At 44.2% G+C, this 14,392-nt stretch carries 8 protein-coding genes; 3 read left to right on the top strand and 5 right to left on the bottom strand.

All coding sequences use genetic code 11. The features are described from left to right. Nucleotides 1–9: 9 nt before the first annotated feature. Nucleotides 10–867, top strand: a complete 858-nt coding sequence (locus AC3WJJ_RS17605) for a DMT family transporter (protein ID WP_492542690.1) — start codon at nt 10–12, stop codon at nt 865–867. 80 nt (nt 868–947) lie between these two features. Here the strand turns inward: AC3WJJ_RS17605 and AC3WJJ_RS17610 are convergent, their stop codons facing one another. The 3 genes from AC3WJJ_RS17610 to AC3WJJ_RS17620 all read right to left on the bottom strand — a co-directional run bounded on the left by AC3WJJ_RS17610 (nt 948) and on the right by AC3WJJ_RS17620 (nt 8,404). Further along, nucleotides 948–1,601: a response regulator gene (locus AC3WJJ_RS17610; RefSeq protein ID WP_492542691.1), complete on the bottom strand. Its 654-nt coding sequence runs from the start codon at nt 1,599–1,601 to the stop codon at nt 948–950. A 15-nt stretch (nt 1,602–1,616) separates the two neighbouring features. After that, nucleotides 1,617–6,695, bottom strand: a complete 5,079-nt coding sequence (locus AC3WJJ_RS17615) for an AAA family ATPase (RefSeq protein ID WP_492542693.1) — start codon at nt 6,693–6,695, stop codon at nt 1,617–1,619. A 284-nt stretch (nt 6,696–6,979) separates the two neighbouring features. Beyond that, nucleotides 6,980–8,404, bottom strand: coding sequence for an MATE family efflux transporter (locus tag AC3WJJ_RS17620; protein WP_492542695.1), 1,425 nt, complete (start codon nt 8,402–8,404; stop codon nt 6,980–6,982). A gap of 261 nt (nt 8,405–8,665) precedes the next feature. Here AC3WJJ_RS17620 and AC3WJJ_RS17625 point away from each other — a divergent pair, with 261 nt between their 5' ends. Next, the gene (locus AC3WJJ_RS17625) at nt 8,666–9,898 is read left to right on the top strand and encodes a metallophosphoesterase (protein ID WP_492542697.1); all 1,233 of its coding nucleotides are present in this window, start codon (nt 8,666–8,668) and stop codon (nt 9,896–9,898) included. A 137-nt stretch (nt 9,899–10,035) separates the two neighbouring features. Here AC3WJJ_RS17625 and AC3WJJ_RS17630 read toward each other — a convergent pair whose 3' ends face one another. Continuing rightward, nucleotides 10,036–12,666 carry a cation-translocating P-type ATPase gene (locus AC3WJJ_RS17630; RefSeq protein WP_492542699.1) on the bottom strand — a complete coding sequence of 877 codons (2,631 nt, stop codon included), beginning with the start codon at nt 12,664–12,666 and terminating at the stop codon, nt 10,036–10,038. 176 nt (nt 12,667–12,842) lie between these two features. Then, nucleotides 12,843–13,163 (bottom strand): winged helix-turn-helix transcriptional regulator, encoded by a 321-nt coding sequence (locus tag AC3WJJ_RS17635; RefSeq protein WP_492542700.1) that lies wholly within the window; start codon nt 13,161–13,163, stop codon nt 12,843–12,845. 401 nt (nt 13,164–13,564) lie between these two features. On the opposite strand from AC3WJJ_RS17635, the gene AC3WJJ_RS17640 reads away from it, so the two are divergent. Beyond that, the gene (locus AC3WJJ_RS17640) at nt 13,565–14,320 is read left to right on the top strand and encodes an SDR family NAD(P)-dependent oxidoreductase (protein ID WP_492542702.1); all 756 of its coding nucleotides are present in this window, start codon (nt 13,565–13,567) and stop codon (nt 14,318–14,320) included. Nucleotides 14,321–14,392 lie beyond the last annotated feature (72 nt).

A 14,392-nucleotide genomic window follows, 5' to 3' on the forward strand; every position in this document is an offset into this window, starting at 1 on the left:
GAATATATCATGCTGATACCTATTCTGCTCGTTATTGCTTCCGGTATGGCTCACGCAGTCTGGAGCCTCTTCACCAAGCGAAGCCTGAACAAAAGCGTTTTTCTATGGATGATCATGATGATGTGCACCATCCTACTGTTACCGAACCTCATCATAGAGCTTTGGCAAAATCCCTTGCCCCTAGGTGCATACGGACTGCTGCTTTTATCCGCAATCCTGCAATCCGTATACTCATGGCTGTTATCCCAGACGTATGAGCTTGGTGATTTATCACAGATATATCCCATAATGCGGGGAACCAGCACCTTGCTTGTACCGATCATCGGGGTCTTATTTCTGCATGAATCACTCTCTATTTATGGATGGATCGGAGTCCTCTGTATGCTTAGTGGGTTCATCATGCTCAGTGGACTTGGATCACACCGTACGCAGTCTGAAACACGGTGGCAGACATTGAAGCCTTTTGTCATGGCACTGTGTGTCGGCCTATGTACAACCAGTTATGTCTTTGTAGATAAACTGAACTTGCAGAACATCTCTCCCCTGGCACTACTGGAAATTACGAACATTGGCTTTGTAGCAGGCCTGACACCTCTTGTCATTCGATCCAAAGCTGTTCGGCGGGAGTGGCAAGTCAATCGTTCAACCATTTTATTAGGAGCTGTCTTGAATCCTGGATCTTATCTATTGTTCCTCTTTGCGATGCAGCAAGCGCAGATGGCTCATATTAGTCCCCTACGGGAGATTGGAACAGTATTCGCTACCTTCCTCGGCATCTTCATCCTGAAGGAGCAACAAGGATTGAAACGAATTATCTGTTCCATTGTTATCCTTTGCGGTATCCTGCTTATCGGGATGTGGGGATAAGTACTAAGCCACTTATTAAAAAAAGAAGCTGTACCACAAGATCGCTAGATCTTAGGTACAGCTTCTTTTTGCAAGTACTTTTACATAATCGCTTGAAGACGCACAATGGCCTGCGCCCGATCAACGACCTCTAATTTGCCGTACAGATTGCTAATATAGTTACGAGCTGTACCTTCAGCAATATGCAGGGTATCGGCGATCTCACGGTTATTTAGCCCCTTAATAATGAGCTGTGCCAACTCTTCTTCTCGCTCGGTAAGCTTGATTACACTCAGACTATTTCGCTGAAAATGTGCATAATCCTCGGTAAAACGGTTCAGTCTTCCTGCCAATTTCGCCGCTACAGCAGCCGGAAGAATAAATTGACCCGATACGATATCTCGAATGGAGGTAATCATCTTATCCGCATCCATATCTTTCAGCATATAACCACTTGCTCCATTCGCCATGCCCTCAACAATGTAATCCTCTTCAATAAAGGTCGTCAAAATCAGAATAAATATATTAGGGCAACTGTGTTTAATCCGCTTCAATGCACTTATTCCATCCATGACCGGCATTTGGATATCAAGCAATACCAGATCGGGCTGTAGTACCTCCGTTAATTCACAAGCCTCTTCTCCGTTCTTCGCCACACCTACAACTTCAAAATCATCCTCTAAGTCCAGAATGGTTCGGAGTCCCTCACGTGTTAGCATTTGATCGTCAGCGATTACAATCTTTATCGTCCGCATTCTCTGCCCCCCATTTCACTGCATAGGATACGGCAGGTCGATACTTAGCAAACAGCCCTGGTCAGGCTGTGAGTCAATGGATAAACTGCCGTTCAATTGTTCAACACGTTCCTTCATCGTCCTTAACCCAAACCCCATGACGATATGACTCGAGCCTGCTCCGTGGTCTTCAAGCCTAAACTGCAGACTCTCATCAGCAATCTCCAAACGAAAGCGAAACTCTGTACTTCCACCATGCTTGAGCCCATTAGTCAAGCCTTCTTGAAGTGCATGGTAGAGTGTCTTCTTATACGCGGCAGACAGCTCAGGTATATCATGAATATCCGATTCGATAATGACGCCTGTATTCCGCTCTGCATCACGTATCAGCTGACTCAGCATTTGTCCAAGATCAGCAAACTTGTCTTGCTTCAACATATGGACAGAACCTCTGATTTCATTCAAGCTGTGGCGGACAAGATCCTGTGCTTCTTTCAACCTGATGGCAGCGCCGTCCGGGTCTTTCTGCATGAGTCTTTTTCCGGCTTCAATCTGAAGAATCGTTGATGTAAGAGTGTGTCCCACAATATCATGTATTTCTTGAGCAATCCGGTTGCGCTCTTCATACACAGAAACTTCAGCCAAGGCCGCCGACGTCTCGCGCATCGATCGTTCCAGTCTCCGTGTTCTTTCTTCAACCTGCTCTTCCAGATTATCTCTCAGATACTGAATCCCCGAATAAAGTCTCGCATTCTCGATCGAGATCGCACACTGAGAACCAAGCAGCCTTAAAACATCGAGTCGTTCCGGAGTAAATACGTCTGAGGACAGCTTATTCTCCATATAGAGCAGACAGATTAACTTCTTCTGGTGCATGATCGGGAGGCACAGGACTGATTTCAATGCATTATTCTTAACATACGCATTTCGTGAGAAAATCCCTTCTCTGGCCGCATGATGCAGCACAACTTCCTCTTTGGTTCTTGCCGCATAGGCTATGATGGCTGATGGAACCAAGCTAGGATCCTCCTCTAAGGGGACTGACTTCACATAGATCTCCTCTGACGTTCCATAGGCTTCGACAACCCAGCCGTTCTCATGGAGAAAAAGAAGCGCGCCGGAGTCTGCTCCTGAATTTTGGAGCATAATATGCATCAACGTTTCCAGCAAACGGCTCATCTCCATCTCGCCTGATAAAGCCTGCGTAGACATGACAACAGAGAGGTAATCAACACTTTCAAGTCCGCTTTCTCGTCTCGCATTCAGAAGATGCCCATACTTTTGTTCCACATCCAAGACTTTCGCTGTCGCTCCCCACTTCTGATAAGCTTCATGCGCTTCAGTCATATACGTTTTTGCAATCTGCATTTTTCCATTTTGAAGACCATATTTGCTGTAACACTCGGCAGCCATCGCCAGATCATGAATATGCCCATACTTACGAGCTGTTTCGATGGATTGTTCATACAACTCTTCTGCTAAGCGATTCTTATCATTCAGCCTCGATAGTTCCGCTTTAATCAACAAGTATTTATGTAAATAATTTTCCCGACAGCGGTCAGCATGCTGTTTTATTTTTTTCAGACGCTTACGCAATTTTATCTTGATCTCTTTTTGCTCTTCAGGTGAAGCATCTTCGTAAAGTTGCCCCCACACTAACGACTCATAGAAGTATTGAACAGCATAATCTTTGTAGCCTTCGCGGGCCACCAGAATCTCAGCCGATCTCTTCAAAGCCTCATTTGCCTCACGATACCGACCAAACAAATATCCAGGAAGATAATGAAGTGTACAGACGAGCTCCTCGATTAAATTAAACTCATCTCCATGGACTGATTGTGCGTAGTCCTCAAGAGTTACATCCTCTATGTTAAATGGATCGTTAGGTGCACGATATCCCGTTAAACGAATAATTATAGCCATAAATACGGTTGCTTGTTTCATATGAAGACTATTAGCATGCTTAAGTAACTCTCCTGAGTGCGCTAACAGTCGATCATAGATCATCCCAAGTGGATGGCCACATAGAAAAAGTGCTCCACAGTTAATCAGAATGCTCTGATTACCATGCCACTGATCTCCCGATTCAAGCCCGACCTTTCCTGCATATTGCGTAAATGTATCGAGTACGCTTGGGTCATAACGACGCCAGCTATCGTAACACATCGTAAATGAAGAAATTGTCTTCATGTAGAGTGTGGGATAAGGCTTCGATATGCGACACGCAAGTAATCCCCATTGATAAGCTTGATCGTAGTGACGGAAATGATAATACAAGAACATCCCATACCCTATAAACCCGATTGAAGACTCTGGCATCAGACCATAATCAATCGTCAACTCAATCATGGTGAAGGTCGAAGAAAGCCAGGCCTTTCGATTGACAAAAAAACAGGCATTCGACGTATAAACTAGCACAGACATAGCCACTTTACGGACTTCATCCGTCATCGGTGGGAGGGTTCCCAGCGATTCTATCGAACGGTTCTTCATTTTTCGAGTTAGGCGGAACCACTGAAATGTTAATTCCAATGAACTAGGATCAAAATTATGACTGACATTTAACAAATCCAATGTTTTTCGGCCTAAGGATATCACTTCTTTATAATTATCAAAAGCTGACTCAAGCTGAATCTTCACACTATAGACAATGGCTTGGTCCAAGCTTGTATTCGCCTTACTAATCAGCATATCAAACAGCTTATTTGCCCTCTCATAATGCGAACATAAGTATTCGACTTCCGCTAGCTCCCGATAAATCTGAAAGGTAAGTTCATAGTCATGATCCCAGTTCTCTTCCTCAAGTAGTGACGCAGCGCATCGTAAATATCTTAACGATGTTTCGTATGCTGTGGACTGCTTCGCCATCATGCCTGCCTGCAAGTTAAGATCTGCTACTTCCAACTTCACTTCGGCAAAATCTATCCAAGCCCCGCCCTGATTCAAATGATCAACTGCTTCAAATAAATTAATATTATGACCACATTTAATCCGCTGCACCAGAATTAGCCCTGTCCTCATATGTAAATCAGGACGTTCAGCCTCGAACACAAGATCATATGCCGCTTGCTGAATTCGATCATGCTGAAACTTATAGGAAGTTGATACCTCATCTCCACCGCTGACAATCTGTAGCAAATGCTCACGAACAGCGATACTCAGCACTTCGGAAAGGTCTTGTATTGGAATACTCGTAATCGAAGAGAGCATGTCGAGATCAAAACTGCTTCCTAATACAGCGGCTCGACTAAGCGCATAAACGGTTCTGTACGGAAATAATTTCAGCTTATCCGATAGATATGCAACCGCATTATCGGGAACACTCATCTCTTTAATAAGCTCCAGATCCCATTCCCAGCATCGACTGGATTCACTGAACACAATTAACTTATCGTCAACCAGATCTTGAAGAAACTGCTTTAAGAAAAAAGGGTTACCTTCTGTCTTATGTAGTAGCAGCACGGCCAGATCCTCCAACTCCCTCTCCCCTGCTGATTCAGCATGCATCGCATCATAGAGTAACTGCTTCAAATCTTCGAGTTCAAGGGCCTTTATCTGAATACTACGCATCACAATATCACGTTCCTGAAACTGCCTCTTCAGACGAATGATATGATGTTCTGGCGAAACCTCTTCCTCACGGTAAGCTAGAATCACCAGCAAATACCTCGTTTCCCGATCCTCCAGAAGGCACTCTAAATACTGCACAGAGGCTTCGTCGGTTGAATGAAGATTATCAATGAATAAGATCAATGGACGATCTTCATGAAGGAACAGCTGAATGAACCGATTCATAAGAAGATGTAGCCGATTCTTACCCTCCGCTGGTGGCAGTGCTGGCACAGAAGCTTGTTTGCCAATAATCAATTCCAGTTTAGGAACAAGATCGATTAGCAATTGCCCGAATCCCTCTAATGCATTCAATATCCGAAGCTTCCATACTTCAGCCTGCACCTTAGACTCCATCAGCAGCTGTGTGACTAAACCCTCCATGATTTCAATCCAGATATCGTAAGGAAGAGGGGTATGACCGGCATCAGACTTCCCCATAGCAAAAAAGCCTTCACAAGGAGCTTCTTTTCGAAAAGCCTCACCTACAAAAGACGTTTTCCCGATTCCCGCACTACCTCGAATCCACACTACCTCAGTAGTGCCGTTCGTAACCCGCTCTAATGCATCTCTCAACTGCTGCTGTTCTGCTTGGCGACCATAAAATTTCCCTGGGACTGTCCATCTCTCTGGCGTATCCTGACTTGCCAGTGCGAAAGATTCTACCTCTCCCCCAACATCATATCTAGATAAACACTCTACGAGGTCAGACTTCAATCCGAATGCACTGGAATACCTGGCTTCAGGCATCTTCTCCATACACTTCGCGATAACGCCAGAGAGTGCCTCGGGTATCCACGGAAATCGATGGTGAAGTGATTCCGGTGTAGTAGCAAGATGACGATATACAATGTCCATAGCATCTTGGGTATCATACGGTAAAATCCCAGAGAACCATTCATAGAAGGTTACACCAAGTGAATAGAAATCAGATCTGAAATCAGGTGTGATCCCCGTTCTTCCCGTCTGTTCCGGGGATATATACGGCAGAACAGAGTCTGGCCGATCACTTTTCATCGATAACGGACTCTTGCTCTGGTCTGTAGAACACAAACGAATATCAACGAACCTTACTTCAAGCGTGTCTAGGTTCACTAATAGAGAGGAAGGTGTGATCTCGTGAAGTATAACGTTCTCACGATGTATTTTCATAAGACAATCAGCCGCAGCTACGGAAATGCTTAAGAGATCAGGCAGCTCTAATGACATCCCATGCGAATGTAATGTATGTTCAAGCGTCTTACCCCCCATATCCTGCAAGAAAAGAACAGGCCGGTTCGACACATACTCCAGACTAAAAGGCTGCAACGCCCCTCGTCCACCTAGACGTTTAAGCATCTCATACTCGTACCGAAAAGTGTCTATCACGTGAGCGCCTGGATACTCTTCATAGGTTGTCTTGGCAATCACACACAGGCCATCCTCATCACGAAGCACTCTGAATATGAGGACCTCTTCGTTCGAGCCTATAACTTCTAACATTTGATAACCCGGCATTTCGATCATATCGCCGCACTCCCCGCTAGCATGTATGTCATCCGAACGCTACATAAGGATTTATATGAGATTATTTTCCAAGTGTTATTTCTATTAAGTATAACATCAGATGTTGTTCTGGATTAACCTCTTAACTATATTCAAATATACATTCGCCAAATAGTGAAGATTGTCATGATTGTTGTCATATGACATCAAGGAAGAGAAACGATTCAAGCCTAACGAAAGTAATAACAAAAAAACCAACCGGTTCCTAATTCAAGGATCCGGTTGGTTTATAAACAGCCTTCATTTTAGATAAGCTTATGCTCATACCATTTCTTCCCGCGGAAACGCCATAGAAAGAGAGCTCCTCGCACACCCCACTCACAGTTCATCGCGAGCCAGACACCCAGAATCCCTATGCCCATCACAATTCCGAGAACATAACCAAAAATAACCCGGAACAACCACATCGTCATCATCGAAGTAATCGATGTGAACTTGGAATCACCTGCCGCCCGTAGCGCGGAAGGTAGAATAAAGCTAATCGGCCAGAGCGGAATCTGGACAAGCGTATTAATCAATAGGAGTAAGAAGAGATCATCCACAATATCGGCTGGAGGATTAAACAATCCAACGAGCGGCTGGAACAATGGCATCAATATCAGACCAGTCACCGCCAAAGAGCAGGCACCGAGCCAGAGAAAAGACTTAATGAACTTTCTTGCATCAGGTATATTCCCGCTCCCAATACACTGCCCTACAACCGTAACTACGGTTAAAGACAAAGCACTTGCAGGGATCTGGAAGACCATCGCGAGAGATGCGCCAATTGCATTCGTGGCAATGGCATACGTCCCCAAGCTTACAATGAACACCTGAGTTAAAATTTTCCCACCGTTAAAGAACATCTGCTCTGCGGCAAATGGTATCCCGATAAACATAATTTTACGAAGCATAGACAGCGGGAAATGAAACAGATCTCGGACACGCAGATGCAGCGTAGCATCGACTTTGAACAAGTAGTACAGGGCGCAGACGGCTCCTCCATAGCGAGCTATATTGATTGCGATGGTCATCCCTAGCACACCCATCTGCAAAAAGTTAATGAAGACTACATTAAGCGCAACATACATCAGATTCATAATGAGCGAAAGCGCTAGTGATGCCCTTGTCTTCCCAATTCCCCGCAAGGCACCACAGACAGCCTGAACAACCGCAATACCTACATAAGAAGCACTGCTCCCGATCAGATAGATTCGGGCGCTCTCCAGCACATCTGGCGATGCTGATCCGAAGAGGAGATGAAGTACAGGACCATGTAATCCCATAATTAATAAACCAACGCCTATTGAGATTAACGCAACAGAGGTTACTGTACCAGCGGCCGCCCGTGACACCATCAAGTCATTACGACTTCCTTTATACTGCGCCACAACGACCGTCCCCCCAGTCGCCACAGCCACAAACACGTTGATCAGAAATACATTCAGCGAGTCGACCATATTTACAGCGCTGACCGCTCCCACTCCTGACGAGCTGATCATAGCCGTATTCACCAGATTCAGTCCGACAATAAAAGCCTGATCAATCAGAATCGGTAAAAACAAGGCAAAAATCTGCCTGTAATCCATCGACTCTCCGGAAAAGTACTTATTTAGAAAGCCATTCATTCGTAAATGAGCCTGCTTCAAGTCATCACATTCTTTTCGTTTGAAATGGAAAAAACTCTTCATGTGAAGAGCTTCTTGTCACGTGGGAATGCCACAATATATGTCAGACGGATTCCCCTCTTGATTGGATTGAGAATATCACCGTACCCTGATTCTGTCAATGAAACAAGCTACATTCATCCTTATAACGCTATGTTAAATCATACATAGTCAATAATGATTTCATTCATGAAATCAACGCTGTTCAAAGGAAGCAAAAGGAAATAAACTGTAGTTGTGAACGCATACATAAAATTACCACAATAAAAAGGAGCTGTCTTATCGATGTCACGAAATCAACAGCCGCATCTTATCTTTCCCGTCATTAGTGATGTACATATCGCTCCGACAGGAGACGGATGTATCACCAAGTTTGAACGTGCTTTGACCCAGCTGAATAATCGCGCACCTCATCAAGATGCCTTTGTTATTGTAGGAGATTTAACGAATAACGGGTATGCAGAAGAGTATGATCGGAATATGGAGGTATTCCGCAAGCATAAGCTTCCAAGTGTGCAGCCGCTTATTGCGATTGGCAATCACGATTATTGGAACGGACTGCCCACCGAAGAAGCACAGGCTCTTTTTCTGGAGAAGACGGGTATGCCTTCACTCTATTATCACGAGGTCATACAAGGCTATCACTTTATCGTCATGGGTACCGAACAGCATATAACACCAGGCCATTTCTCTCTTGAGCAGATTGCATGGCTCAGTGAACAGCTTCAAACGGCCTCTGCGGATACACCGAATCGTCCTATCTTTGTGTTCATGCATCAGCCTTTAACGGATACGGTATACGGCAGTGAAGAGTGGGGGACTGTGGATAACCTTGAGGCATTCATGGATGCACTAAAGCCTTATCCACAAGTGATTACATTCTCCGGTCACTCTCATTATCCGCTGAATGATCCACGCAGTATACATCAGCAATATTTCACTTCGGTCGGAACAGCATCACTCAGCTATATGGAGGTAGAACGAGGCAAGATTCAAGGCAATCTCCCCCCAGGGCATGAGCAATTCTGTCAAGGCTGTCTTGTAGAGGTGTACGAGGATCAAGTTGTTATCCATCGTCTCGACTTCGCGAATGAACGAGAGATCGATGAGGCGTGGGTCGTGTCATTACCCGCCACCTCAGAGTCATTTATCTATAGAAAAGATCGAGATCAAGAAGCTCCCTTTTTCCCTTCAACTGCGGAAATTCATGTAGAGATGGACCTAACGACTTCACACTCTGTAACCATTACATTTGACCAGGCAACTGACAATGAAATTGTCCATTCCTATCAAATTACACTGTGTGATGCATCAACGTGTGAGGAACTTCATTCATACTTAGCCTATTCCGAATACTATAACTATCCACTAGTTGAGCAGATCACGCTGACATTGCCGGATTTACTTCCAGACCATGCGTATTCAGTAACAGTCCATGCTATTGATGCATTCGGGAACGTAAGTGAGCAAACACTGGTCACCTCGTGCCGAACGCAATCGATGACGGTATCGAGTTAATTATTGAACTTCATAAACAAAGAATGCCCTACATGGAAGCATCAGCTTCCATGTAGGGCATTCTTAACTGCATGACAGATCGATCTCGAGTGAGTACTCAGCCGATTTCGCCCTTGATTTACTAGTTTTTTCTTACATCATGCTTCCTTTATTCTTCTCATACGCACAAATACCTTGATGATCTCATTAATGAGAAGAGGGAGTAACGCAAGTCCGATGACCAACCCCCAATCGGCAAGGTGAAGATTCTGCACGTTAAAGGCATTAGCAAGGAACGGGATGCTAATCGAAATATATTGCAGCAGAAGCCCTGCAACAACAGCACCAACTAACAGCTTATTGGAGAACAACCCAATCTGGAAGATCGATTTCGTTGCACTTCTCTTCGAGAATGCGTAGAACAACTGAGATGCGGCAAGCACCACAAAGGCCATTGTACGTGCATACGTCATTGCATCCTCCGAGATATTGTCTGAACCTAGGCTATACCCATGCTCTCGCAACCCCAAATAAAAGGCGAATAAGGTTAAACTTCCGATGAGAATTCCGCCAAGGACAGCATTGATAGCTGCACCACCTGCGAAGAAACTTTCTTTAGGATCCCTTGGCTTCTTCTTCATTACATCATCCTCGCCCGGGTCAACACCAAGCGCAATGGCAGGCAGTGTATCGGTTACAAGGTTAATCCAGAGAATTTGTGTAGCAAGGAGCGGCAAGGGCCAGAAGAACACAATCGATGCTAAAATAGCAACGACTTCACCGAAGTTACAAGCCAGCAGGAACGTGACCGTCTTTCTGATATTCGCATAGATGTTTCTTCCTTCCTTGATCGCATGCACGATCGTCGTGAAGTTATCATCCGTAAGTATCATGTCACTCGCACCTTTGGATACGTCAGTTCCGGTAATCCCCATAGCCACACCAATGTCGGCATTCTTCAAGGAAGGCGCATCGTTCACTCCATCCCCTGTCATGGAAACGATATTTCCCTGCGCACGATAGGCCTTAACGATCTTCACCTTATGTTCAGGAGATACACGGGCAAATACCCGGATATCCTTAATTCTCTTCTGAAATTCTTCATCAGACATTTCATCAATTTCAGCGCCTGTCATACTCTGTTCGATGGAAGTGGCGATATCCAGGTCCTTCGCAATTGCAACAGCTGTATTCTTATGATCGCCCGTAATCATCACAGGCGTAATACCGGCCATTTTCGCTTCTCGGATGGAATCTTTCACTTCCAGTCTCGGTGGATCAATCATACCCACAAAACCAAGGAAAGTAAGATCCTTCTCCATCTCATCAGGTTCCAGAATCTGATCTGTGTCTTTAAACGCAGCGGCTAGAACCCGTAAAGCATCATCCGACATCGCCTCTGCTGCTGTGAGATATTGCTGCTTCAACTCTTCAGTTAGAGGTACAACCTCTCCATTTACAACAGCAGAAGAGGAGATTTTAAGCAGTTGATCAATGGCCCCCTTGGTATGTACCCGGTAGCCTTTGCGGGTCTGATTCAAGGTGGACATCAGCTTTCGATCGGAGTCAAATGGCTTCTCAGATACCCGTTTATACTCCGCTTCTAGCGATTTTTTCTGTATTTCATTCTGTTCTGCGTACATAACAAGTGCAACCTCGGTAGGATCACCCGTACCTTGACCGTTCTCATAGGTAGCGTCTGAGCATAAAACAAAGGTTTTGATAAGCTCAACAGGTGGCTCCTCGCCTAGTGGGGTTGCTGTATGATATTTGACAACGGTCATTTTATTCTGTGTCAATGTCCCCGTCTTATCTGAACAAATGATATTCACAGAGCCTAACGTTTCAACGGCTGGCAGCTTCTTCACAATGGCATTAATCTTCGACATTCTCGTCACACCAAGTGCTAATACGATAGCTACGATGGCCGGAAGCCCTTCGGGAATAGCCGCAACCGCCAAACTAATTGCCGTCAGGAACAGCTCGAACAGATCCCTTTTTTGGATAAGGCCGATAACAAAAATAAGCACACAGATCCCGATAGCAATGTAACCTAATATTTTGCCGAGTTCCTCTAGCTTTTTTTGCAGTGGAGTCATTTGCTCCGTATCTTCATCTAAAATTCCAGCGATTTTACCCATTTCCGTATCCATGGCCGTGCCGACGACTACCCCTTCGCCTCTACCATAGGTAACCAGCGTGGACATAAAGGCCATGTTAGACATATCACCAAGTGGTGTCTTGGGATCTTCAAGGAGCGCATTGGCATCTTTATCTGAAGGTACAGATTCTCCTGTTAAGGCTGATTCCTCAATCTGAAGATTCGCGCTCTCGATTAACCGTAAGTCTGCAGGTATGTATCTGCCCGCATCCAGAATAACAATATCCCCAGGAACGATATCTATGGAATTAATCTCTTTCACTTCACCATCACGTCTGACAAGTGATTTAGGGGTGGTCATCTGTTGTAATGCTTCAATCGCTTTCTCCGCTTTATTCTCTTGGAACACACCGATTGCTGCATTTAACAATACAACAGCCAAAATAATGATCGCATCCACGAATTCTCCAACGATTAGTGTAACAACTGCTGCACCAAGGAGCACATAGATTAACATATCCTTAAGCTGTGCGAAGAATAACGCGATCATGCTCTTCTTCGGTTTACCTTTTAATTGGTTAGGGCCATATTTCTCTAATTTGGCTTTCGCTTCTTCGGAGGTTAGCCCTGCCTCTGGGGTTACTTTAAAGTTCTGTAGGACCTCTTCTTTCGATTTCGAATACCACATTCGCGAAAACACCTCTTGTTAGCGTAAATTAGAAGTTGCTAAGGGTATTGTAAACCTAATGAAGCAGAAATAACCTTGATCACATCATTTTCAACACTTCTTCCACAACAGCTCGGATAAAACAGCCCACAACCTATGGTTGAGGGCTGTTACTTATATATGAAAAATCCCCTTCGTTACATCCATTTCTCGGCCCAGCGTTCAACCGTTCGAAGTGAGGAGCCTAGTTCATTACCTTTTCTAGTTAATGAATACTCTGTCCTGACAGGTCGATCTGTAATGACATGTCTTAAAACAAGTCCACAATCCTCTAACTCTTTCATCCGTTCATTTAGCATTCGTTTACTTAAGTCTGGTATAGCAACATGAATCTCACTGAATCGCTTAGGTTCAGTCATTAAGGTATGAATGATAATCCCCATCCACTTTTTGCATATAATTTCATAGCATTTCTCTACCTTTTTGATTAACTCATATTTCTGTTCCTCTTCAGTCATTACGAACACCTCCAGATCTGGAAAATACCGATATATTTAGGTACTTTTAATAACAAGGTTATGAATTTATTCGTTTTTTCTTCAATTCTTCCACTATATCATACAATTTCTTCCTTGTGACAAAGTGCACTGCAAGTTCTTTTATTCACAAGATTGACACATAAGAATTTAAGGCGTAAGATGGTTACATTAAGTAACCAATATAAAATAAGTATCCCGATTACTTGGAATGTTGCTACATGAAGCGCATACTAAGATTGGGATTATTGAATGTGATTGGGATACCGAAAGGTAGAACTTCCACCGAATCCTGCCTTAGTGAGACTTAGTGAAAGCGCATTCATAGATCGAGATGCTTATATCATCCACGCTATCATTTTCTTGTAAAGGAGATATCATCCATGAAAAGACTCGAAGGCAAGATCGCAATTATCACTGGTGCTGGTGGCGGTATTGGTAAAGGTATCGCAACAGCTTACGTTAAAGAAGGCGCAACTGTCGCTATTATCGATCTGAATGCTGAGCTTGGTAACCAGACGATTAAAGAGCTACAAGAATATGCACCTGAATCCATCTTCATTCAAGCGAATCTAGCAGAACACGACAAATTGGCAGATATCGTGAAGACTGTTGTTGAGAAGTTTGGCAAAATCGATATCTTGGTCAACAATGCACATGCGTCCCGTATGAATTCCATTGCGGACACAACACAGAAAGACTTCGATCTATCTTTCGACACTGGATTCTATCCAACGTTCTACTTGATGCAAGCAGCCCTACCTTATCTTAAAGAAACAAAAGGTAACATCATCAACTTTGCATCGGGCGCTGGCATTAACGGAGACGTGAATCAAGTTTCGTACGCAGTTGCTAAGGAAGCTATCCGTGCAGCTACTCGCGTTGCAGCAAATGAATTCGGTCCATTCGGCATTAATGTAAATATCATCGCTCCAATTGCTAAGTCACCTGGATTGGTTCAATGGGCTGAAGAGAACCCAGAGTACTATCAAGGTATGCTTGCTAAGATCCCAATGAGAAGACTTGGTGAACTAGAAAACGACATCGGACGTGTAGCTGTATTCCTAGCAAGTGAGGATTCAGCTTATATTACAGGTCAAACCATTATGGTTGATGGCGGATCTATTAAACTACGCTAATCCCAATAATAAAATAGGAATGCTCTGGGCTAGAGAGCATTCCTATCTTATAAATAAGTTTATATTATATAA

The sequence above is a fragment of the Paenibacillus sp. FW507-14B1B genome, assembly GCF_058781425.1.

Excerpts from the sequence above, each read along its gene's own strand:
- AC3WJJ_RS17605 (WP_492542690.1), top strand. The coding sequence starts at position 10 with ATGCTGATACCTATTCTGCTCGTTATTGCTTCCGGTATGGCTCACGCA.
- AC3WJJ_RS17610 (WP_492542691.1), bottom strand. The coding sequence starts at position 1,601 with ATGCGGACGATAAAGATTGTAATCGCTGACGATCAAATGCTAACACGT.
- AC3WJJ_RS17615 (WP_492542693.1), bottom strand. The coding sequence starts at position 6,695 with ATGATCGAAATGCCGGGTTATCAAATGTTAGAAGTTATAGGCTCGAAC.
- AC3WJJ_RS17620 (WP_492542695.1), bottom strand. The coding sequence starts at position 8,404 with ATGAAGAGTTTTTTCCATTTCAAACGAAAAGAATGTGATGACTTGAAG.
- AC3WJJ_RS17625 (WP_492542697.1), top strand. The coding sequence starts at position 8,666 with ATGTCACGAAATCAACAGCCGCATCTTATCTTTCCCGTCATTAGTGAT.
- AC3WJJ_RS17630 (WP_492542699.1), bottom strand. The coding sequence starts at position 12,666 with ATGTGGTATTCGAAATCGAAAGAAGAGGTCCTACAGAACTTTAAAGTA.
- AC3WJJ_RS17635 (WP_492542700.1), bottom strand. The coding sequence starts at position 13,163 with ATGACTGAAGAGGAACAGAAATATGAGTTAATCAAAAAGGTAGAGAAA.
- AC3WJJ_RS17640 (WP_492542702.1), top strand. The coding sequence starts at position 13,565 with ATGAAAAGACTCGAAGGCAAGATCGCAATTATCACTGGTGCTGGTGGC.